A 21,557-nucleotide genomic window follows, 5' to 3' on the forward strand; every position below is an offset into this window, starting at 1 on the left:
CCCGATTTGACAAACAGCCGAAGCAGGTTCCATACAAAATCACACATACCTTATGACAGACCAGAACACTCAAAATCAGCAACAACAGAATACGCAGGATCAGCAGCAAAAGAGCCCGGACGGGAAGACAATTTCCCAAAGCCAACTCTTTAAAAACATACTTAAGAAGGCAGAGAAGTATCTGGAGCACCCTTCGCAGGTTATCAAACTTTTGAATGACGCTTTCAAGAAAGCCACTGCCAAGAAAAGCCTGGGAGCAATTGCAGGCGAGGTATGGGAAAGCTTCCAGATCCTTTCGCACATGATCAGATCGGCGGTGAACGGAGAGTACAAAGGCATTCCGAATACAACATTGGTAGGCGGTGTGGCCGTAATTCTGTACTTCCTGATGCCGATCGACCTGATACCTGACTTTATACCTGTGATCGGTCTTTTGGACGATGCTACCCTGCTGGCCTGGTTTATGACCAGCATCAAGTCGGAGCTCGACAAATTCAAGGAGTGGGACGAGGAGCGCCAGGCCCGGCAGAAGTCGGTGCATACCATAGAGCCGCACCATGCTGACAATTCCTTCGGCACGCCAAAGTACAGCGACCGGGCTGCTGACTCAACAGAAGTGCAGCACGAAGGCCCAGCCCATCCCTCGCAGGGACACGGCTCTGAGGAACCAGGCCACCACGAGCCTATCGTGCGTGCCTCTACAACCGACAGCAGCCGCGTAGCTAAAAATCCGCACGACGACATTCCGGAGGGCGGCAATATCCGCTAGCCTGCGTCACAGAAAAACACATGAAAAGCTGCCTTTCAAGGCGGCTTTTTTTATGCCCTTGGTGCCTCCTGCAAGGGTGCATCAGCGGGTTAAGTAACTGCATAACACAGCTTAAAAAAATACATAACGGCTACACAATATAGTACTATTCAAATACAGAAATCTGAAAAAATTCAGAAAAAAGCCGCCTATCTATTAGTTTCTTAAGGAATTAATTTTCTATATTTGGACTGATGATTGTGTATTTTTAACTTTTAGCCAAGGTGTCTTCATCATTTCTACGACTTACTTCTGTTAATCTTCACATCGACGGCATCGGGAAGGTTCTGATCGAACGCAGCGACAAAGCAAAGCGTCTTAGCATCAGTGTACGCCCTATCAAAGGCGTGCGTGTAGCCGTCCCTCCGCATATCAGCTTCGAAAAAGCCGAACAGCTTATTTATACCAAGAGCGATTGGATAAAAGAGCACCAGGCCCGCATGAAGCAGCAGGAGGCCCGCGTGACCATGTACGATGGCAACACCGACTTCAAGACCCGCAGCCATACCTTGCGCCTGCTCACGCACGCCCAGTATACCATGCGCTGCGTGATCGAGAACGGTTACATCAACGTGTTTTACCCCGCTTACAAAGACGTGCGCGACAACGAAGTGCAGAAGTTTATCCGCAAGTCGATTGAGGAGGCTTACCGCAAAGAGGCCAAAGCGTATTTGCCGGAGCGTGTCAGGTTCTTTGCCGACAAATTTGGCTTTGATTACCAGAATGTGTTTATCAAAAACGCCAAGTCACGCTGGGGAAGCTGCTCACACACCAATAACATCAACCTCAACCTGCACCTGATGCGCTTGCCTGACTCACTTTGCGATTACGTGATCTTGCACGAGCTGGCGCATACCATCGAGAAAAATCACGGTCCGGGTTTCTGGGCACTGCTCGACAAGATTTGTCCTAACTCCAAGGCCCTCGACCAGAAACTGAAAGCTTACCGCATCTCTATCTACTAATCAAGTATCGCCTATCGACAGAACGCTTACCACGCATTATTTTCTGAAAACATACGCATAACGGCAGCCGCACAGGAGCTCAGCTCCACCTTCAGGGCCGTTGTTTTGCCAAATAAAAAGCGGCCGGGGTTTGCACCCCGGCCGCTTCTGTTTAAACTAATGACAAATACGATCAGCTGGCTTTCTGCATCGCATGTGATGCTACAAAGTCCACAAAGTCGCCCACCGTATTGATAGGAACCTCATCTGGAATGGTGATCTGGAAATTTTTTTCCAACTCCAGGATGATATCCACTACATCCACCGTATCAAAGCCGAAATCTTTTTCCAGACGGGCATTTGCCTGCAAACGGGCAGGTCTAATCTCCTTGGTTTTGCTAATGATGCGGATAACCTCCCGCTCAATAGCCTTGTCTGTTGTTGCAATCATATATTTATAAGGTGTATTCTCTAACTACTTTTCCGTTTACAGGTACCTCTGTTTCTTCCTGAGGTATAATTTTCACGCCTCCTGCTGGCTTTCTCTCTCCTTTTATTTTGGCTCTCAGTTTCTCATTGAGCAAGTACATCACCGGCACAATTAAGAGCGTGATGATGGTTGCAAAACCCAGGCCAAAGATGATCGTCCAGGCCAGCGGCCCCCAGAAGGCGGCACTATCGCCCCCCATGAAGAAGTTCGCTTTGAACTCCGTGAACAGGGTATAGAAGTTCAGGTTTATACCTAACGCCAAGGGTATCAAGCCTAGTATAGTCGCGGTCGCGGTCAGCAGCACCGGGTTCAGACGGGTCTTGCCTGCTTCCACAATTGCTTCTTTCAGGTCGCGTCCCTCTTCTATCAGCATATCGGTGAACTCCACGATCAGTATACCGTTTTTCACCACGATACCTGCCAGGGCTACTATACCTACACCAGTCATCACCACCGACACGTCCATCCCGAAGATGGAGAAGCCCAGCAATACGCCAATGATACTGAACAGCACCTCCGACAGGATGATGAACGGCTTCGAGATGGAGTTGAACTGCGTCACCAGCACCAGGAAGATGATCAGGAAGGCCGCCACCAGGGCAATCATCAGGAAGTTGGCTGTTTCCTCCTGCTCCTCCTGCTGTCCGCCCATGCTGATCTCAAAGCCTTCCGGCGTCTCGAAATTCTGTAGCGAACTTCCGATGCTCTGCACCACTTCGTTGGCGTTATACCCATCCAGCACGTTTGACTCTAGCGTTACCACCCGTTTTAGGTTTTTGCGCTTGATACCTCCGTATGAAGTACCGTACTCAATACTCGCCAGTGACGAAAGCGGGATCTGGCGTACCTGCCCGCTGTTCATGTCGCGGTACGTGATGCGCATGTCCAGCAAGGCATCAATGTTCTCGCGGTAAGGCTCTGCATAGCGCACTTGTATCGGGTACTCCTCTTCGTCCAGCTTGAACTTAGAGGCCTCGTCGCCGAAAATGGCCGTGCGCAGCTCCATACCGATCTGCCCGGTGCTGATACCTTCGCGGTTGGCACGCTCGCGGTCGATGTTGATGATGATCTCCGGCTTGCTGTCTTCCAGGTCGCTGCGGAGCTCTTCTATACCACCAATCTGTTGCTGATCAATGTAAGCCTGCACCTGCTTCGACAGCGCCACCAGGCCTTCAAAGTCCTCACCGGCTATTTCGATACTGATCGGCTTGCCCACCGGCGGACCGTTCTGCTCTTTGTCGACCGTGATGTTGGTACCCGGTATACCGCGCACCGCTTCACGTATTTCGTTCATGTACTCCTGCGTGCTGCGCTCGCCGGTTCGGTATTGATACTCAACAAAGGCTACGGTAACCTTTCCTAAGTGAGATTGTGCGGTCACGCTGCGGTCATTTTGGTCGCCGGCACCGATGGCCACATTGGAAATAACCGATTCCACGTCGCTGTTCTCGGCTCCAATCACCCGATAGATGCGCTTCTCCACCTCACGTGTAACCGAGTCAGTTACAAGCTGATCCGTACCGACTGGCATGCTGATGTAGGTATAGACGAAGTTGGGGTCTGAATCCGGGAAGAATACTACTTTAGGTGCTCGTACTGCCGTCAGAAAAAAAGAGAAAATAAGTAGCACAAACATGCTCAGGAACATCCACACTGGACGTCTGCCCATTAGCATCCAGCGTAGCAGGCGCTCGTAGCCCCGCATGAAGCGCGGCAGCACGTTGTTCTGGAAACCGTGGATCATGCGACGGAAGACAAAGCGGTTCAGCAGCACCAATACCACAACCAGCATGATCAGGTTGGCCGTGCCATACCAGCCAGCCATGTACCCTACGATGGCCACCAGTGCGGCACCACCTATCAGTAACCAGAAGTTGCGACGTGCACGCGGTGCGATATCAGCCTCCTGTTCGTGCTCCTTCTTCATGAAAGAAGCCGCAAACACCGGGTTGATGATAAAAGCCACCAGCAACGACGCCATCAGTGTGACGATGAGCGTGATCGGCAGGTAGAACATGAACTTACCGACAATACCCGGCCAGAAAGCCAGCGGCAGGAAGGGGGCTACAGTAGTCAGTGTACCGGCCAACACAGGTATAAACACCTCACCGGCAGCCAGTTTTGCTGACTTGATAATACCCAGATTGGACTGGTGCAAAATGCGGTGTGTGTTCTCTATTACCACAATGGCATCGTCCACCACAATACCCAGGGCCAGCAGGAACGAGAAGAGCACGATCATGTTGAGCGAGAAGCCCAGCACCGGCATCAGCATAAAGGCGATGAACATGGAGATCGGCACCGACAGACCGACGAAAATGGCGTTGGTCGTGCCCATGAAGAACATCAGGATCAGGGTCACCAGCACGAAGCCGATGATGATCGTGTTGATCAGGTCGTTCAGGGTATGGCGCGTCATCGTGGACTGATCACCTGTGATGGTCACCTTTAGGTCAGCCGGGAGCACGGTAGCCTGCATCTCCTCCACCATTTCGTGGATGTTGTCAGATGCCTGTATCAGGTTCTCGCCGCTGCGCTTGATCACGTTTAGGGTGATTACAGGTGAATTATCCAGACGCGCAAAACTCTCTTGCTCTTCAAATCCTTCTTTTACCTCCGCTATTTCTTTCAGCTGGATATTAGCGCCGGACAGTGACTTTACTACAATATCGCCAATCTTATTCGGGTCGGTGTACTGACCCACCACACGCACGGAGCGCTTCATCTCGCCTACCGAGATATTGCCACCCGACACGGTAACGTTTTCTGAAGAAATGGCCCGGGCAATATCAGCGAAAGTTACCTGCGCCACCTGCATTTTATAGAGGTCCACGTTTACCTGCACCTCCTTGTCAAGAGCGCCCACCATGTCTACACGGGTAATCTCGGGCTGCGCTTCGATGCGGTCCTGTATATCCTCAGCATACTTTTTCAGGCGGTCGAGGCTGTAGTTGCCCGATACATTGAGGTACATGATCGGGAACTCGGAAAAGTTCACCTCCTGCACGTTCGGGTCCTGATCGAGGTCGGTAGGCAGGTCGGTACGGGACTTGTCCACAGCATCCTTTACCAGCTGCTTTGCCTCCACCACATCCACGTCGGTGTTGAATTCCACCGTTATCATCGAGAAGTCCTGGATGGAGTTGGAGGTCACCTTCTTCACTCCTGAAATGGCCTTCAGCTGCTTTTCGATCGGCCGCGTCACCAGGTTCTCAATATCGGCCGGCGACGTGCCCGGGTATACCGTGCCCACAAACACGGTCGGGATCACGATGTCGGGGAAGTTTTCTTTTTGAAGCGTGATGTACGAGAATATACCCCATACCGAGATGATGAGGGTAATGATGTATATACTCGTCCTATTATCAATGGACCAATTGGTCGGCTTGAAATATTTCATAGTCTGCTGCTTAAAAGATTATTGCTGCGCGATGCGCTCCTGGTTGAAAACAACCGGCTGCCCTTCGTTCACACTCTGGTATCCTGCGGTAATGAGGTAGTCTTGTGCTGTCAGTCCACTCAGCACTTCTACCTGCCCCTGGTAGTTCACGCCCGTCTCCACCTCTTTGCGGGTGGCCACATAGCGCTCACCCTGTTTCTGGGCCACGTACACGTACTGCGACTTCTCGTCGCGCTGTACCAGGTTGACAGGTATAATGATAGCGTCTTCTTTGCGGTAGTCCTGTATGCGCACCACGGCCACCAGATTCGGACGCAGCTCTATGTTCACATTTTTCGGCCGGAGCTCGATCATGAAGGTGCGGCTGCTCGGGTTGATGAAGCTGCTCACCACATCCACCGTGGCGCTTATCTCCTGGTTCAGGTCAGGGAAGCGAATCAAAGCTTCGTCGCCTTTGCTGATCTTGGTCAGGTAAGCCTCTGACACCTCCGCTACAATCTTAGAGCCATTGGTGTTAACAACCCGGATGATTCCCACACCCGGTGCAACAGCCTCCCCAGCATTTGGAATCACGTTGTCCACCACGCCGCTCACCGGTGCTTTCACGTTATATTGGTCACGCTGCTGCTGGAGCGTAGCCAGGCTGCGCTCCAGGGCCTCCTTGTTATTTTTGGCGGTCAGAAACTGCATCTCAGTGCCAATTTTCTGATCCCAGAGATTTTTCTGGCGTTCATAGGCCACGGTGGCCAACTCCAGACGGGTACGCACCTCGGCTATGTTCTGCTCTAGTACCTGCGCGTCAATGGTGGCCATGGTCTGCCCCTTTGTTACCTTGTCACCGCGCTTTACCCGCACGCTTGTGAGCACACCCGGTACTTTGGCACTTACCAGCACGTTCTGGTCAAAGTCTACCCGGCCCTGCACCTCCAGATAGTGACGGAACGTGTCCTGCTGCACCTGCGCCACGGTTACCGGCACAGTCTTTCTTTCAACTGGTCCACCCTTGCCTTCTGCCTTTAGCTCCGCTTCCAGCTGTGCGATCTGCTCCTGCAGCTCTGTTTGCTGCTTTTTCAGTTCTGCCAGTTGCGCCTCTTTGTCGTTGCCCTGGTTGCAGGCGGCCAGACTTAAGAACAGGGCCAGCGATGAAACTCCAAGTATCTTCTTCATGATAAGTCGTGTGTTAGTCTTTTTTCAAGTGTTTTATTTTATAAGCAGGGTACCAGTAGCTTTGTCAAGGTTCACTTTTGCGATCAGAGCATCGTACATGGCGGCGTAGTAATTGGTCTGTGCCTGGCGCAGGTCGGTTTCGGCGGTCACCACTTCCAGGTTGGAGCCTACGCCCTCCTGAAACTTGATTTTGGCCACGCGGGCGATCTCCTCGGCTAGCTCTAGGTTCTCGCGCTGCGATGCCAGCACGTCCAGCGAGTTGGTCAGGTCAGTAGAAGCCTGCTCCAGTTCCAGGTCTATACCTTGCTCCAGACTCTCAAAACCTAGCTTGGCGTTTTCGAGCGTCAGACGGGACTGCTGTACCTGGTAGTGCTTGCGCAGGCCGTCAAAGATCGGCACCTGCAGGCCCAGGCCCACGTAGGCGAAGTCGAACCAGTTGCGGCTGCGGGTGATCTCGCTGAAGTCATTGTTGGCAGCAAGGTAGCCGTAGCGGCCGTTCAGGTATAGCTTGGGCAGATAGCCAGAGCGGATATTGCGTAGGTTCAGCATGGCGAGGTCCCGCTGCGTCTCCAGCACGGAGTATTCGATGCGATTGCTATAATTAAAGCCGCTTTGGTTTGTCTTGGCCATGTCCACCTGCACTTCGCTCAGGCTGTCTGTTAAAATCAGCTGCTCTTTCTGCGGCATGCCCATCTGGAACTTAAGCAGGTCTTCACCCAATGTGAGCAGACGCTCGGTCTTCTGCTTTTCTACTTTCAGATTGTTGTATGTCACCCGCAGACGGTCTACGTCCAGTTTCTCGGCTACACCATTGTCGAACATCACCTGTGTTTGTTTCAGGAGTGTGTCAAGGCGGTAGAGGTTCTGGTTGAGGAGCTCCATGCGCTCACGGCTCACCAGCACACTGTAATAGGCCTTGGTCACCTGCTCCACTACATCTATTTCGTTCTGCTCCGTTGTTTTGCGCGACAGCTCAGTATAAGTCTTGGCTGCTTTCAAACCGATCAGGTATGAGCCATCGAACAGCAACTGGCTGGCCGTGACGGTGGCATTGCCGGTATACTGCGGCGTGAATACCACCGGCACGAAAGTGCCTGGCTCCGGCGAATTAGGGTTATCCGGATCCTGAAAGAACTCTGCTGGCAGGAAGCTCTTTTGCTGTATCACGTTCTTGCCCAGGTCTGCGGCGGCGTTGATCTGCGGCAGCCCCATTGCCCGGATCTCTCCTACTTTGGCTTTGTCGATATCCTGCTGGTTGCGGGCCATTTTCAGACTCGCTCTGTTCTGCAGGGCATAGTCGATACTCTGTTGCAGACTGAAAGCCTGCGGCGATGCCTGCGCCAGCACCCTGACCGGGCTTAGCAAGACGAATAATGCCAGTAACAGGCTGGTGGCTTTTTTCATAATTGGGGAGTTGTAGTCAGTTATTCTTCTTCTGTGATTTGCTTGTAGTCATTGATCATCTTGTGTCCTTTGAGCGTGGCAATACCGAGCATGAAGTACTCCAGGCTGGCCGTTTGAACATGCAGCAGCTCAAATTGGAAACGCGGAAACAGAGTTTCATCAAAAGGCACCTCGATCTGGGCGAGTCGGAGGCGGGCGATTACCTCTACGTCCAGGTCCTGCCGGAACAGGCCCTCAGAAATGCCGCGCCTGAGGTTATCTTTTATCCGGTGAAGGAAGTCATGGTTCTTGTACTCTTGCCACTTTTGCCAGGCGTTGGCGTGGTACTTCTGCAGGTCGAAGAAAATGCCGGGGTGAATACTGGCGAAGACTTGACGGGTGGTCTTCATGATAGCGAACAGCTCTTCGATGGCATTGGGTGCCTCTCGCCTGCACCGCTCACAGTCTGCATCCACTGAACTCAGGTAAGAGTTGATAGCCCAGTACACGATCTCGTCTTTGTTGCTGAACCACTTATAAATGGTCTTTTTCGACATGGACAGGTGCTGCGCAATGTCGTCCATAGAGGATCCCTTGATGCCGCGGCGACAGAAAAGCTTAAATGCCTCTGTTGCAATCTTATCTTTTACTGATGATTGTACTGTCGTTTCCATTTTCATAATTCCGAGGCAAAACTACGGAAACGTTTTTTATCTCAAAAGTTTCCCCAAGTGTTTAACAGAATTATTTAGTAAGTGTTCAGACTTTCAGGGCAAGCTTAAAATAGCTTTGAGCGAGACAAATGTGACAGCTTTTTCGGTTTGAGAAAAACTATTTAGACGAATGGGGCAAATGCTGATTCAGACGCTGGTATTTTGACTCTAAACAGCCAAAAGCACATTCCTGATCAGATAAATACAAATATAGGCATGAACAAAAGTGGCTATATACCCAGTACCGCCCGCAGCCGTGTATAACCACTCTTACTTAAGGGAATACGCTCGCCGTTGCGCAGCAGCGCCACGTGGCTGTCCTTCTCAAATGGCTCAATGCGGGTGAGTTGCGACAAGGCCATGATATAAGAGCGATGCACCCGCACAAACTGCTTCGGATCGAGCGCCTTTTCGTAGTAGCCCATCGTCTTCTTCTTTAAGAACACGCCGTCGCGGGTGTGGATTTTCACATAGTCGTCGTAGGCCGCCAGGTATAGCACATCGGCCACAGGTATAATACGGATGTTGCTGCCGGCTCTTACTACAATGCGATGCTGTTCTTCGGGTTGCTTGCCGGTTGCCTCCTCCAACGCAGCCGTCGTAGGTATAGCCTGTACTGCTGCCTGACTCTGCAACCACTTGCGTATGGCGGCATCGAAGCGTTCTTTGCTGAAGGGCTTGAGCAGGTAGTCTACGGCATTGGTCTCAAAGGCTTTGATGGCGTACTCGTCGAAGGCGGTGGTGAAGATGACGCCGGGTGCCTGTTCCACCAGCTCCAGCATCTCGAATCCATTGATTTTGGGCATCTGGATGTCAAGAAAGATCAGGTCGGGCTGGTGCTGCATGATGGCTTTCACACCCTCAAAACCGTCGCCGCACTCCTGCACCACCTCCAGCTCAGGGTAGGCTTGCAGATACTCGGCCACCATGCTGCGGGCCAACGGTTCGTCATCTATTATCAGACATTTTTTCATAGTGTTGAGGTATCTTGATGGTTGTTGTAAACTGATGGTCTTGTTGTGAGGTGCGCAGCAGGTCCTGCCGGGCATAGAGCAGGTATAGTCTGCGCTGAATGGAGTCCAGGCCAAAGCCGGTGCCTTTGCGGGGCTGGCTCGTACTCGGGTCGTAAGGGTTTTGGGTGGTGATGGTCAGGTAGCCGTCTGCAGTAGTAGCCTTTACCTTGATAGCCGTCTCCCCCACCGTGTCGTAGAGCCCGAACTTGATGGCGTTTTCCACGACTGGCTGCAGCAGCAGGGCAGGCAGCTTCATACCTTGGCTATCCTCGGTAGCTTCTACTTCTACCTGCAGCCGATGCCCGAAACGTACTTTTTCGATGTCCAGGTATAACTGCAATTGCTTTAGCTCTTCCGCGAGGGGCACCAGTTGGTTGTTGTCCTTACGTAAGGTGCCGCGCAAGAAGTCTGAGAGCTGCTGCACCATGCTGCGGGCCTGCTCCGGCCGGCTCACCACCAGGGCGCTAATAGAGTTGAGGCTGTTGAACAGAAAGTGTGGCTGCAGTTGCTGGCGCAGGTTGTAAAGCTCAGCTTCGCGAGCCAGCTTTTCGGTAGCGGCTTTGCGCTTCTCGGCCTCCTGCAGCTCACGGGTATAAAACCAGAGCCAGGTGAGGAGCAGCATCAAAAGCAGCATGAGCCAGTTAAAGGCCACTCTAACAGCCAAGGTACTGTCCACAAAACGCAGGTATAGCACTTGGCCTTCGAACAGCGTATGGGCGCTCCAGTAGAAGATAGTCGCGCTTATACCTGCCAACCCGAGACTCCAGCCCAGCAGATAGCCTGCCTGCCGTAAACTGGGTTGGTAGTAGCGCAATCCCGTACCCATGGCATAACCGCCAATAGCCAGCACCAGATTGGTAAGCAAGGCATCCGGCACGATGATGCGCCACCCGAAGCCTGTCGGCCAAAGCACCAGCACCTGTACCAAGGACCAGAGCAAAGCCCAGCCAAGGTATAAAAGCACCAAGCGCACCTGTGACGCCACCCCTTCCATTAGTAGCTCTTAATGCTTAGGCCGCCAAAGAGGGTGGTGCCCTTCAGGATGAGTACTTTGTTTGGGTCATAGCCCTGCGGCATGGCAGGCCGTTTGTCGTCTATCCCGCCCAGTATGGCTACCATTTCATCAGACTTCACGTGCCAGTGCGGCGGTATGATCAGGGTGGTGCCCCCAAAGACCTGGGTTGCCTCCAGCACGATCGGGTGCTGTATGTCGGCCTGCATCAGGTTCAGCTCCGTGCCTCCGAATACGCTCACCACTTCGCCTCCCTTGAAGTTTTTAGAGACGATGTTTTTTTTTATTCCTCCTAGTACCGCTGCGCTGTCAATGCGGTCTTCAGGTCCGTATGTCGCATCGTTTGTTGCCCCGTTGTAGGCGCCCGAGGTATAGGCTTCGTCGCCTGTGTAGTCCGTATAGCCGCCTGGGTAAGCACCATTCACGGGATCAGTGTAATAGCCGGAGGCGTCTTCAGGGCTGGGGCTGGGGCCCACCTGATTTTCCCAGGGATTACGCTTTTGGGGTTTCATGATCAGCCACAGCCCCAGACCGATGATCAGGATGGGCCAGAAGTACAGCTTCAGGTTGATATCGAGAAAGAAGTGCCTGTCGAGCAGAAACACGCCACCGATCACGATCAGCACCAGCCAGCTTGGCTTCTGGAACGAGTGCTTAAACCCCAGAAAAAGGCCCAGCGCAATCAGGAACATTGGCCAGGAGAACACCCAGCCCGGTAGAAAGAAAATACCCATCTTAGCGGTGAGCAACAGCACGCCCACCATCAGGAGAAACACGCCGGCCATTTTACCGGAACCGCCTCTATTGTATTCTTGATTTTTCATGGTTTTATTTCGTTTAGTTTTAAGATCTGTACCAAAGGTATAAGATGCCCTTGTTCAGCTCAATGGCTATTAGGCTACTTGGGTACAGAAGTCGGTAAACGGCCGGTTGGCGTCGGTAAACCAAGTTAGGATTTTACTTTGAATTATTCACCTCCTGGTTTACCATCCCCATGCTCCCTGTTAAGCTCTACTTTTTTGTCAGCCTGAAAGGATCTTGGAATAGAGGCCCCCTACCCCCGCCAGTAGTATCGGCTTAACCTCCCGGGGGTAGGGGGCCTCTATTCCAACAAGTTTCTTTACAGAATGACAGTAGAATTTGAGCCTGCTCTAACAGAATAAACTGGCCCTGCTCTAAAGTCAGTGGCTTGATTTATAAAGTCAAAACAACCGCTAAATTTCGCAAATTATTATCTTTGCATACTATGGTTGAGAATATACAGAGAGTAGCACAAGAGATAGAGGCCGCGCAACTGACAAGCGCAGCTGAGTTGGAGCAATTCAGAATCACTTACATTGGCCGCAAAGGCGCTATAGCCGCCCTTTTTGACGACCTGAAATCAGTGGCACCGGAACATCGCCGCCAGGTAGGTCAGGAGCTGAACCAGCTCAAGAACCGCGCCCAAACCCGTTTTGACGAAGCACAGGAACAGCTGGCCAACGCGAGCACTGGTTCTGAGGCTGAAAACGCTTTTGATTTCACGCTACCTCCTATACCTAACACACTGGGCACCCGCCATCCGCTTTCGCTGGTGCGCGCCGAGATCGTGCGCATTTTCGAGCGCATCGGCTTCAACGTAGCCGACGGACCGGAAATCGAGGATGACTGGCACAACTTTACGGCGCTTAACTTCCCGGAGAACCACCCTGCCCGCGAAATGCAGGACACTTTCTTCCTGAGCGAAGATCGTGACAAGTTGCTCCGTACCCATACCTCCAACGTGCAGGTGCGCCTGATGGAGAACAACCAGCCACCGCTGCGCAGCATAATGCCGGGCCGCGTATACCGCAACGAAGCCATCTCGGCCCGTGCGCACATGGTGTTCCAGCAAGTGGAAGGACTATACGTGAACAAAGGTGTGAGCTTCAAAGACCTGAAAGAAACGCTCTATTACTTTGCCAAGGAGATGTTCGGACAGGACACCAAGATTCGTTTCCGTCCGTCGTTCTTCCCGTTCACGGAGCCGAGCGCCGAGATTGATATCTCCTGCCTGATCTGCAAAGGCGAGGGTTGCAACATCTGCAAGCAGTCGGGCTGGGTAGAGATTGGCGGTGCCGGTATGGTAGACCCGAACGTGCTCAGCAACTGCGGCATCGATCCGGAGGTATACTCTGGCTTTGCATTCGGTATGGGCATCGAGCGCATCACCATGCTCCGCTACCAGATCCGCGACCTGCGTCTGTTCACCGAAAACGACGTACGCTTCCTGCGTCAGTTCAAAGGAGTTATTTAATTGTTGATTGTTTATTGCTGATTGTTGGGCTTCGCTCACCTCAGCTAAACTACCAATTGTTCTAGCAGCTCTGATTGGCAGCATTCTAACAATCAACAACCAACAATTAACAATTATAGACTATGAAGTTCGAGGCGATTAAGACAATAGGTATAGTAGGTGCCGGCACGATGGGGCAAGGCATTGCGCAGATCTGTGCGCAGGCCGGGTATAAGACCATTCTGTTCGACATCAATGCGCAGGTGCTCAAGAAAGCCGAAGCGACCACCGTTAAAAACCTCGACAAAGGCATAGAGCGCGGCAAGCTGACCGAAGCTGACAAACAAGCGGCGCTGGAGAATTTGTCTTACACCGGTGATACGCTTCAGCTGAGCTGCGACGTTATCATTGAGGCTGTGGTGGAGCGGCTGGAGGTAAAACAGAGCATTTTCAAAGATCTGGATGCCGTGAACACGCCTGATACGATCTTTGCCTCCAACACCTCGTCCATACCTATTACCCGCATCGCGGCAGGTATACCGCACCCGGAGCGGGTAGTAGGTATGCACTTCTTCAATCCGGCCCATATCATGAAGCTGGTGGAAGTGATCTCAGGAGCCGCTACCTCGCCGGAAGTGGCTGAAACGATCAAGCAGCTTGCCCTGAAGCTGGAGAAGAAGCCGGTGATGGCAAAAGATGCTCCTGGCTTTATCGTGAACCGGGTGGCACGCCACTTTTATGTAGAGGGGCTCAAGCTGCTCGAAGAAGGCGTAACTGATGCCAAAGGTGTAGATCGGCTCATGCAGGCCAGTGGCTTCAGGATGGGGCCCTTCGAACTGATGGACCTGATCGGCGTAGACACCAATTACTCTGTTACCTCCTCCATGTTTGAGGCTTTCCATTATGACCCGAAATTCAGACCCAGCCGCATACAGCAGCAGAAAGTGGACGCTGGCCACCATGGCCGCAAGTCTGGTAAAGGCTTCTACGAATACCAGTAGAGTTCTCTGCCTGTTCGCTTTGGTACTGCTCATGTCCTGTGGCAGCGACAGCCAGGGGCCGGGTATACCCAATGTGCCGGTAAGTGAGCAGATCAATGTAAATAGCCAGCTGTACACGCGCCTGCGCCAGGATGGGGGCTATGTATACCTGAACTCCGGCTACAAGGGCATCATTGTGATCCGGCAAAATGCTAACCTGTACCTGGCTTTTGAACGAGCCTGCCCCTATGACCCTACTGCGACTGCACCTTGCGGCCAGGTGGAGTCAGACCAGTCCAACCTGTTTATTGTGGACACATGCTGCGGATCCCAATTCAATTTTCAAGGTGGTGTGATGACGGGTCCTGCTGTGTATGGCCTCAGGCAATATCGCACTGCACTGAATGGCTCCCTGCTCTCCATTTTTAATTGAAAATTTTCAGATTGATTCACAATCATTTACAGCCCGATCGAAATATTTTTTAGCCCAGTACTTGCGTAGTAAGCTTAAGCGCCGTAATATTGCACCATCATTCGACGGTAGAGGCCGTCACTGAACATAAATAAGATTCCTCCTTAGCTCAGTTGGTTAGAGCACCTGACTGTTAATCAGGGGGTCCCTGGTTCGAGCCCAGGAGGGGGAGCTTGAAAATCAGCCACTTACAGGTAAAACTGCTAAGTGGCTTTTTTTATGTGCACACAATTTGCACACAAATCTCCTGCTTCTATAGCCAATAACTGTTTCCCTTTTTAATCTCTTTCTGTTTTTCTTCTTAGACAAAAAGCTTTAAAAATTATTTCGCACCAGTCTCACTTACTTAGCATATAAACCTATCGGCTCTATGTTAGCCTGTCGCATAAATCTAGGGCAGAGCGTTGCCAGCAAAGCAAGTGCATGCAACTAAGTCATATCATCTGATAATATCGCTGCCAAAGAGGAAGAATCCGACGCGAGCCTGCAGCGGGTGCAGGTAAGGCGTTCGGTCTTTCTCGTGCAGCAGGTTGTACTGCAGGAGCGCGTAGCCCTTGAGCTTCTTGTAGAGCGTGTAGTCCTTGCCCAACCCCGCCGACAGGCCCGGCACCCACTCCTTGTCCAGTGTCTTCTCCTGCGTGAGGGGATCCGTGTGCGTCACCGGCGCCCGCAGGCCCTCATACTGCAGCCGTGCAAAAAAGCCGCTTTTGATCTGGAAGTCCGAAAAGAGGCTGTAGCCCCCTACCCGCGCCGCACCGCCCACAAAGGGCTTTTCCTTCACGCTCAGGTGCAGGCGGTACTGTCCGCCCAAGCCCGACGAGAGCCGCTCCGAGAAGCGCCAGGCCAGTGTCGGCCCCAGGTCCAGGAAGAAGCGCTCCTGCTTGCCCGCCTGCCAGAGACTGCCTACCACAAGCCGCTCCGTCCAGGGCTTCCCTTTGAGCGGATTCGGCCCAAGTATGCCTTTTGGCATGTCCTTCATGCTCTCCACCTTGCTTACCCGGCCTTTGTATTTGTCGAATTCTGCTTTCGCCTGCCCTAGTTTATCAAAGGACTCGGAGAAGGGCTCCCCCGCCGCCTTCAGCGCCGCCTGACTAGCCTTGGCTTTCAGCTCGTCGGCAGAGGCTGGCAGCTGCCCCATCGCGGGGGGCTGGGGCAGCCGTGCGATAGCGCTCTTCCGCCCGGCCCCCTCTAGCTGCTGCAGGGCCTGTTTGAGTTCCTCCGGCAAAAGTTGGGCGGCCAGGGACTCCTTTCCCTCCTGCAACTGGTTCTCCAGCCTTGTACGCACCTCCTTCAGCTCCTCAGGCAGCACCGACCGTCCCGCTACCGCCTGCGAGAGGCTGTCAGCTCTTCGTGCCAGCGCCTCCCCCTCCTGGCCCAGCTGCCGCAGGCTGTCAAGTGTGGCATGCAGGCGCGTGGAGTCCTGCAGGGCGTAATCGATGGCCTGCAGGCTGTCCTGCCAGGCGATCATCTCGCGCAGCAGCTCCCCGGCCTCCGGTGCTCCGGTCGGCAGATGCTGTTTGGTTTGCTGGGCAAACGATGCAAAAGAAAGCAGAAGGAAGGGTAGAAGGTAAAAACAGGCTCTGGGCAGGGGCAAAAGCAGGTAGCGCATAGAGTGAGATGTTTACTTTTTTTAAAATAGCTGGTAGTTTGTACTGATTCTTAAATCTACAAGGACAACACCCCTACAAGATAGGATAATGCTTTCACTATTTATCTATAAAATACGATGCACTGCAAGGTGCAAAAGCAGGAAATAGATGACAACATTCTTCCTTTTTACACCAGGTAGTCGGGAAAGCTCTTCGGCCTAGTGCAGCATATGAATCTATTACCATAAGATAGAACACATCCATAAAGCAAAAACCCCCGGTTGATGCCGGGGGTTGGGGGTAAGATTTCAAGCGCGAAGCCGCTGCGAGCGAAGGCCACAGCCAGCCAGGAAGAGCCCGAGGAACGAGGGCGGCTGGCTGTGCGGCGGCTGACCCGCAGGCGAGCAAAACGTGGGTTGTGGATTTTGTTTTTTCACCTTCCTGCCGGAGGCATTTAACAACTCTAAAAACAAAAAAGGAACAGCCGTGAGGAGTACCGCAGGCTGGCAAGCGGAGGCAAAAGCAAGGCCGACCAAAGGGAGTTTATTTTAGCCTTGCTTTTGCCGAAGCGAAGTCCGGTCGAGGACACGGACGAACCCCGCTGTACCAAGTAATGGCTTATCAAGTAGTAGTGTCTTAGTTTCTCTGTGAAGAGGAGTACAAGCAAACTTAATATAAAGTTGAAAGATTTACGGCTTTTTCCGGTGCAATTGTCACTTAATCCGCCGTAGTTGTCACTTGGACAAAAAACAGAACCCCTCTTGTCCTAAAGCTCAATTTGATACTGTTTAGGCCATTTAGTTGTGATTAAACAGTAAACTACAATAGATACGACCCAAAATTAGTTAATTAGGTGAAATTCTTAAAAGTACCCTAGCAAGCTAATACGAAGGCTTTAGACAAAAAACCTTCTCTGCCCCGCCAGTTTTGTATCTTATTTATTCTCAGGTAGTATCGACACTTTTGCGTAGTTAATAATTACTGACATGAAAAGATTAAATAAAAGAAAGAAAAAGACAGCCAAGCCATTACTTAATTTAACTCAAATTATTGCGCTATTAGGGAAACTACACCCTTTACTAATCGCGACAAAATCTTTGTTATCACTTTTTATAGACAGTTAAAATGTAATATGGCCACTAATTAAAGGCTCAGAAAAATTAAAGCAAAAGTTTTATTAATATAACTTAATCTGACACTTTAGCAGCATACGTTTATTAAAGAATCTACTCTTTCTGAGTACATGTACCCACGCCTCCAAACTATAGGGCTTGGTGCCTAAGACCATCATAATTGGTTTACTTAGTCTTGCTTGCTCAAAGTCAGCTATCTTAAAAAGCGTGCTTTTATCTGTATTACTCAAATATGCACTGTTCTGTGGGTGGGTGTGCCAATCTCCTAAGTAAGTTTCTGTTCTTCCAGATTCAATGTAGGCCTTCGCTATTCCTTGTAAATGAAAATCTTGATCTGGTTGAAAAGAATGCCTCTTATGAGTTGCTTTAGGTCCTGGGCCAATAATACTGGTTATTACGACTTCTTGTCCATTGCCCCAGTAACCAATCAGCACACCGCCCGTCTCAAAAGGCATCTGCTTTATCGCCTCAACAAGGATCGCGTTATAGGCTGACTCCTTCAGCCACACGATAAAGGAGCCTCTCCTACTCATGGCAGTAAGGGCATTCAGGATGAATCTTTAATGGAGAAACCTCCCATTGAGGGGGAGTAGGCCCCTTACCAGGTTCCATTAGTTTCAAGACCCCTACATCCCATCCTAAATCAGGATACCCATTTTCTTCATCAGAACAGAGTACAGATACAGCCATTCGCACTCCAGCCAATGTTACGTTTTGAAGATCAAAGCTCGCCCCTGTAAATGTCAGGTCTCCGCAACCGGCAGCCTGCACCTTACCTTCTCCATCCATGATGGGAATAAGGTCATCAGGGTTATCCCTCTTGGCATACTGCAGGCACATCCAGCAGCCCTCTGTCTTGCCTGGAACAACCCGCATCATCAGACCGCCCCAAGCACCCTCCGTGGCGTAAATGCACACATAAGGAATGTTTCTTTTCTTCGCCTCATAGGATAGGAAGTGGCTGACGCCTAACTCTGCAGAGGCATCAAACAGTAGCGATATACCGCTGAAAAATTCGTCCAGTACCTGCTGCTCAGATAATTTGCCACCCGCTCGCTCTGCTGCCGTAACAACTGAGCCAATTTTATAATCGAAGGGTGTGACCGTAGTTTTAGGGTATTGCGTCTCTATAAAGTTTTTGATGACCTCTGTTTTGCGCTGCCCAAATGACTCCATTCCCAGCGGCCATCGAACTGTAGGTCCTGGCTCTACTACATCAAAGTCCATGACCTTTAGTTGCCCCACCTGGTTGCGGGCAAGTTCAAGGGCCGCCGGAGCTCCTATTGCACCCAGACCAACAAGGGCCACGCACTTATTTTTAAGCCCTCGCAACCTAGGCACTCTAATCTGGAGATCATCATCTCCGGCCCGGGAAGCTTTAGCATAATAAGCGTGCCGTTCATTAAACTTTATTGGTTTCTTCCCTTGATAACGCGTTCTTTCAACAGACAGTGACACAATGAATAGCCACCCCATACCGTTATCCGCATGCCCAGCTGCTTCCTCGGGGAAATTTAGTCCAACAATACCATTGAGGACTGCGCCATTCTTTAATGGCAATGGTTTTCGCTTTATCCCGTAAATTCCTTCTTCTTCAGCATCCTTTACTATTTGATCGAAATCGGTTAGAGCGTTGCCAGTTGGTGAAAATTTCTCCAACTGAAGTAGGATACCATCAAATCTATGTGGAAAAATACTTTTGAGTGCGAAAGGAAGCACACCAACTATTTCTTTATCTGGAGTGACTGTTTCCAGCACAGCCATTCTTGAGGGTAAGCCGGCTTTGTCTGGAATTCCTATACGGGCTTTTCCTAAAAACAAAATACCCTGCTCCGCAACTTCTGCTTTGTTGGTCCACGAGCCATCGAAAATGATCGGGTTCCATGGATCTGCCACATACTCGCTCAAGGGCTCGGCCTGCTCATCTGGGTCTGCTGCGATAAGTGCCGGATCGATGATGTTTCCCTTCTCAATGACTTTTGGAAGTTGTGACTGCAGGTAAGCTGCCAGCGTCAAATCCACATCCCATGCCGCCGTAGATCGGGGGAGCAGGCATAGGTTCTTACCAAATGGATTCTGGTGACGCGGCAGGCTCAGATTATGAGCATATACTTCTGGCCTAAAGAAAGGGTAATTGTCAGGAAATATGGCTGTCAGCTTTAGGGGCTCGGCAACACCACTCAGGCCAAATGCCTTATTGGTATTGTCTATGGTGAGCTCAATCTGGATGATGCCCACCTGCTGGGCTGCTGGATCTATGGTACACCCAACACCCACAGCATTCAGGGCCTTAATTTCCTTTTCAAGGTCATATGGTCTGGCTTCAAACCAAGGCAGTGACTTCATAATCCAGCTTTTTATCCTACAGGTCTGTCCCCAGGAGGCTTTGGTGGATTCTTTGGTCCTGGCTCTGGCTTGCCAGGAGGCTTGCCTGGCCCTGTTGGGTTTCCAGGTGGTGTAGGATTGCCCGGTGGGTTCGGGTTTCCTTGGTTTCCCCTCCCATTGTTAGCGTTTTCGTTTTCTCTCATTTTGCTTTTTTTATTAGTGATTATTGATACTCAAGTATAGCAATTCTGTTTCATAATTACTATTAATATTAGATATAATTAATTTAAAAACTAACAATTTTAGCAAATTAAGCTACTTTAATTTTTTCCTAAAACGGTGAATCGAGCTTTTACAGCCCTACTTTTGCCGCAGCGCAGCCTGGCCGAGGACACGCACGAGCTCCGCTTTTCCTGCCAAAGACCTTCAAGCGGTAGAGGCTCCGGCTCTTTAGATAAACGGTTAAAAAGCAAAAGCCCAATCCGGAGAGGAAAGGGCTTTTGCTTTTTAACCTTACTAATGCCAATATGAAGTCTGAACATTATTATTAGTCACAAATCCTGTTACTCAATCATTTGGGCCAGAGAGGGAAAATAAAATGGTTCACTAAAAATCGAAACCTTTAAATATATACAGAAACTAGCTATAACAAAGACAACAACTAAACTTATTGCTTTGTAATTAATTCTCAAAAAATTACGCAATAACAAAAGTCTAAGTACCAAAGCAATAAAGTCATAAATTACGATCTCTTCATCAGGCTTACCAGCATATCCACTTACATATCCATCTTTTAGCAGATAAAGCCTAAATAGCCAAATAGTTAACTCAACCATCAAGATGATTATCATTAATTTTTCATTAGCTGAACGAATGGCAACAAAAATTAATACAGCTGATAATAAAAAGAATAGCAGCTGATATAGGAAGACTGGATTACTTGTATCAATCCCATATTTCACTACATTGATACCTCTAATAGAAACTGGGCTAGTATAGTCAAGTCCTAGGATAAAACCTATTAACAACCAAAGCAATAGGGTTATGTATAAAAATCTATCTTTCATTTTTTCTAAGGTTTACGTTTTATTTCTTTAACCCTCTGTCCTGAATCATAAGTCCGACGTGTCGCACCAGCAGGTATAATTCTACGTCCTCCGTAATCTGTTCTGATTTTCTGCTCGCCAAAAGCAACACGTGTTCTGTTTTCTGTCTCTACAGCTCTCCTTTCTCCTTTCTCACGCACAGTCTTAGGATCTTTCTTGACATCCTTTGCAACTGTTCCATCAGCATAATCCTTTGCATGACTGAACTCATGGGATAGAGTAAAATGAGATTTTGATTTTACGCCATCAACTTCTACACCATCAACTTGAGCATACTGTACATTAATTATTCCTCCCGGAGTTTGATTCGTTTCCGATGCTGCAAGATGATCTGCACTCCCGTCCATACCTACTAAATCCTTTAAGCTACCTAATAAACTACTTGCTTCAGATACTACAACAAGACAATTACAGTCTTTTTCTAAAAATTGCAATATAGCTGCCCCTTCTTTAGTTTGAGCAAGATTTGCTCTATCTGCCTCATATTGTTTTCTAAACTCTTTAGAGCCATTAACTACGACTGAATCGCCATTGATATCAATATACTTTATTGGATTATTTAGCCCATAATGATAGGGTGTATTATCAAGATACTTCTCCGCGAACCTGTCCTGGGTATGAAATCTTCCCAGCTGGGCATCATACATCCTGGCCCCGTAATCCATCCAGTTAAGCCCCAGCTCCGATTGTTTTTCCTTGCCGTTGTACTGGAAGAGATGGTCCGGCGTACCCTGCTTCTCTATCCCCACTAAATTGAGCCCCCAGGGG

At 50.4% G+C, this 21,557-nt stretch carries 18 protein-coding genes and 1 tRNA gene; 6 read left to right on the plus strand and 13 right to left on the minus strand.

The genetic code is table 11. The features are described from left to right. Window positions 1-52 precede the first annotated feature (52 nt). Window positions 53-769 carry a YkvA family protein gene (locus AC5FXQ_RS11075; protein ID WP_493602490.1) on the plus strand — a complete coding sequence of 239 codons (717 nt, stop codon included), beginning with the start codon at window positions 53-55 and terminating at the stop codon, window positions 767-769. Between the two features lie 263 nt (window positions 770-1,032). Then, window positions 1,033-1,773 carry a M48 family metallopeptidase gene (locus AC5FXQ_RS11080; protein WP_493602491.1) on the plus strand — a complete coding sequence of 247 codons (741 nt, stop codon included), beginning with the start codon at window positions 1,033-1,035 and terminating at the stop codon, window positions 1,771-1,773. 172 nt (window positions 1,774-1,945) lie between these two features. On the opposite strand, the gene AC5FXQ_RS11085 is transcribed toward AC5FXQ_RS11080, so the two are convergent. The 8 genes from AC5FXQ_RS11085 to AC5FXQ_RS11120 form a co-directional block, all read right to left on the minus strand. Further along, window positions 1,946-2,203 carry an acyl carrier protein gene (locus AC5FXQ_RS11085; protein ID WP_493602492.1) on the minus strand — a complete coding sequence of 86 codons (258 nt, stop codon included), beginning with the start codon at window positions 2,201-2,203 and terminating at the stop codon, window positions 1,946-1,948. Window positions 2,204-2,207: 4 nt separating this feature from the next. Continuing rightward, on the minus strand, window positions 2,208-5,642 hold the full coding sequence (locus AC5FXQ_RS11090) for an efflux RND transporter permease subunit (protein ID WP_493602493.1): 3,435 nt from the start codon (window positions 5,640-5,642) through the stop codon (window positions 2,208-2,210). 18 nt (window positions 5,643-5,660) lie between these two features. Further along, the gene (locus AC5FXQ_RS11095) at window positions 5,661-6,809 is read right to left on the minus strand and encodes an efflux RND transporter periplasmic adaptor subunit (RefSeq protein WP_493602494.1); all 1,149 of its coding nucleotides are present in this window, start codon (window positions 6,807-6,809) and stop codon (window positions 5,661-5,663) included. A 33-nt stretch (window positions 6,810-6,842) separates the two neighbouring features. Then, the gene (locus AC5FXQ_RS11100; protein ID WP_493602495.1) at window positions 6,843-8,213 is read right to left on the minus strand and encodes a TolC family protein; all 1,371 of its coding nucleotides are present in this window, start codon (window positions 8,211-8,213) and stop codon (window positions 6,843-6,845) included. A gap of 20 nt (window positions 8,214-8,233) precedes the next feature. Then, window positions 8,234-8,866, minus strand: a complete 633-nt coding sequence (locus AC5FXQ_RS11105) for a TetR/AcrR family transcriptional regulator (RefSeq protein WP_493602496.1) — start codon at window positions 8,864-8,866, stop codon at window positions 8,234-8,236. Between the two features lie 269 nt (window positions 8,867-9,135). Continuing rightward, the gene (locus AC5FXQ_RS11110) at window positions 9,136-9,879 is read right to left on the minus strand and encodes a LytR/AlgR family response regulator transcription factor (protein ID WP_493602497.1); all 744 of its coding nucleotides are present in this window, start codon (window positions 9,877-9,879) and stop codon (window positions 9,136-9,138) included. Continuing rightward, a complete protein-coding gene (locus AC5FXQ_RS11115; RefSeq protein ID WP_493602498.1) occupies window positions 9,854-10,912 on the minus strand; it encodes a sensor histidine kinase in 1,059 nt (352 codons plus the stop codon). The genes AC5FXQ_RS11110 and AC5FXQ_RS11115 overlap by 26 nt, the downstream gene beginning before the upstream one ends. After that, window positions 10,912-11,754, minus strand: a complete 843-nt coding sequence (locus AC5FXQ_RS11120) for a LiaF transmembrane domain-containing protein (protein ID WP_493602499.1) — start codon at window positions 11,752-11,754, stop codon at window positions 10,912-10,914. Before AC5FXQ_RS11120 ends, AC5FXQ_RS11115 begins: the two co-directional genes overlap by 1 nt. A gap of 422 nt (window positions 11,755-12,176) precedes the next feature. Between AC5FXQ_RS11120 and pheS the strand changes: the two genes are divergently transcribed. The 4 genes from pheS (at window position 12,177) to AC5FXQ_RS11140 (ending at window position 14,808) form a co-directional block, all read left to right on the plus strand. Then, on the plus strand, window positions 12,177-13,205 hold the full coding sequence (gene pheS, locus AC5FXQ_RS11125; RefSeq protein ID WP_493602500.1) for a phenylalanine--tRNA ligase subunit alpha: 1,029 nt from the start codon (window positions 12,177-12,179) through the stop codon (window positions 13,203-13,205). A 122-nt stretch (window positions 13,206-13,327) separates the two neighbouring features. Continuing rightward, complete coding sequence (locus tag AC5FXQ_RS11130) at window positions 13,328-14,185, plus strand: 3-hydroxyacyl-CoA dehydrogenase NAD-binding domain-containing protein (RefSeq protein ID WP_493602501.1); 858 nt, start codon at window positions 13,328-13,330, stop codon at window positions 14,183-14,185. Window positions 14,186-14,204: 19 nt separating this feature from the next. After that, a complete protein-coding gene (locus tag AC5FXQ_RS11135) occupies window positions 14,205-14,597 on the plus strand; it encodes a hypothetical protein (RefSeq protein ID WP_493602502.1) in 393 nt (130 codons plus the stop codon). Window positions 14,598-14,734: 137 nt separating this feature from the next. After that, window positions 14,735-14,808, plus strand: a tRNA-Asn gene (locus AC5FXQ_RS11140). A gap of 267 nt (window positions 14,809-15,075) precedes the next feature. Here AC5FXQ_RS11140 and AC5FXQ_RS11145 read toward each other — a convergent pair. The 5 genes from AC5FXQ_RS11145 to AC5FXQ_RS11165 all read right to left on the minus strand — a co-directional run. Next, complete coding sequence (locus tag AC5FXQ_RS11145) at window positions 15,076-16,245, minus strand: hypothetical protein (RefSeq protein ID WP_493602503.1); 1,170 nt, start codon at window positions 16,243-16,245, stop codon at window positions 15,076-15,078. A gap of 1,157 nt (window positions 16,246-17,402) precedes the next feature. Next, the gene (locus tag AC5FXQ_RS11150) at window positions 17,403-17,891 is read right to left on the minus strand and encodes a Mov34/MPN/PAD-1 family protein (protein ID WP_493602504.1); all 489 of its coding nucleotides are present in this window, start codon (window positions 17,889-17,891) and stop codon (window positions 17,403-17,405) included. Next, the gene (locus AC5FXQ_RS11155) at window positions 17,884-19,704 is read right to left on the minus strand and encodes a ThiF family adenylyltransferase (protein ID WP_493602505.1); all 1,821 of its coding nucleotides are present in this window, start codon (window positions 19,702-19,704) and stop codon (window positions 17,884-17,886) included. The genes AC5FXQ_RS11150 and AC5FXQ_RS11155 overlap by 8 nt, the downstream gene beginning before the upstream one ends. 542 nt (window positions 19,705-20,246) lie before the next feature. Beyond that, a complete protein-coding gene (locus tag AC5FXQ_RS11160) occupies window positions 20,247-20,750 on the minus strand; it encodes a hypothetical protein (RefSeq protein WP_493602506.1) in 504 nt (167 codons plus the stop codon). A 5-nt stretch (window positions 20,751-20,755) separates the two neighbouring features. Continuing rightward, window positions 20,756-21,557: RHS repeat-associated core domain-containing protein (locus AC5FXQ_RS11165; RefSeq protein ID WP_493602507.1), on the minus strand; the 802-nt coding region annotated here is incomplete at its 5' end.

The sequence above is a fragment of the Pontibacter sp. LHS1 genome (genome assembly GCF_058932855.1).

What these genes read in the sequence shown, in the direction of transcription:
- AC5FXQ_RS11075 (WP_493602490.1), top strand. Translation starts at nt 53, where the DNA reads ATGACAGACCAGAACACTCAAAATCAGCAACAACAGAATACGCAGGAT.
- AC5FXQ_RS11085 (WP_493602492.1), bottom strand. Translation starts at nt 2,203, where the DNA reads ATGATTGCAACAACAGACAAGGCTATTGAGCGGGAGGTTATCCGCATC.
- AC5FXQ_RS11090 (WP_493602493.1), bottom strand. Translation starts at nt 5,642, where the DNA reads ATGAAATATTTCAAGCCGACCAATTGGTCCATTGATAATAGGACGAGT.
- AC5FXQ_RS11095 (WP_493602494.1), bottom strand. Translation starts at nt 6,809, where the DNA reads ATGAAGAAGATACTTGGAGTTTCATCGCTGGCCCTGTTCTTAAGTCTG.
- AC5FXQ_RS11100 (WP_493602495.1), bottom strand. Translation starts at nt 8,213, where the DNA reads ATGAAAAAAGCCACCAGCCTGTTACTGGCATTATTCGTCTTGCTAAGC.
- AC5FXQ_RS11105 (WP_493602496.1), bottom strand. Translation starts at nt 8,866, where the DNA reads ATGGAAACGACAGTACAATCATCAGTAAAAGATAAGATTGCAACAGAG.
- AC5FXQ_RS11110 (WP_493602497.1), bottom strand. Translation starts at nt 9,879, where the DNA reads ATGAAAAAATGTCTGATAATAGATGACGAACCGTTGGCCCGCAGCATG.
- AC5FXQ_RS11115 (WP_493602498.1), bottom strand. Translation starts at nt 10,912, where the DNA reads ATGGAAGGGGTGGCGTCACAGGTGCGCTTGGTGCTTTTATACCTTGGC.
- AC5FXQ_RS11120 (WP_493602499.1), bottom strand. Translation starts at nt 11,754, where the DNA reads ATGAAAAATCAAGAATACAATAGAGGCGGTTCCGGTAAAATGGCCGGC.
- pheS (WP_493602500.1), top strand. Translation starts at nt 12,177, where the DNA reads ATGGTTGAGAATATACAGAGAGTAGCACAAGAGATAGAGGCCGCGCAA.
- AC5FXQ_RS11130 (WP_493602501.1), top strand. Translation starts at nt 13,328, where the DNA reads ATGAAGTTCGAGGCGATTAAGACAATAGGTATAGTAGGTGCCGGCACG.
- AC5FXQ_RS11145 (WP_493602503.1), bottom strand. Translation starts at nt 16,245, where the DNA reads ATGCGCTACCTGCTTTTGCCCCTGCCCAGAGCCTGTTTTTACCTTCTA.
- AC5FXQ_RS11150 (WP_493602504.1), bottom strand. Translation starts at nt 17,891, where the DNA reads ATGAGTAGGAGAGGCTCCTTTATCGTGTGGCTGAAGGAGTCAGCCTAT.
- AC5FXQ_RS11155 (WP_493602505.1), bottom strand. Translation starts at nt 19,704, where the DNA reads ATGAAGTCACTGCCTTGGTTTGAAGCCAGACCATATGACCTTGAAAAG.
- AC5FXQ_RS11160 (WP_493602506.1), bottom strand. Translation starts at nt 20,750, where the DNA reads ATGAAAGATAGATTTTTATACATAACCCTATTGCTTTGGTTGTTAATA.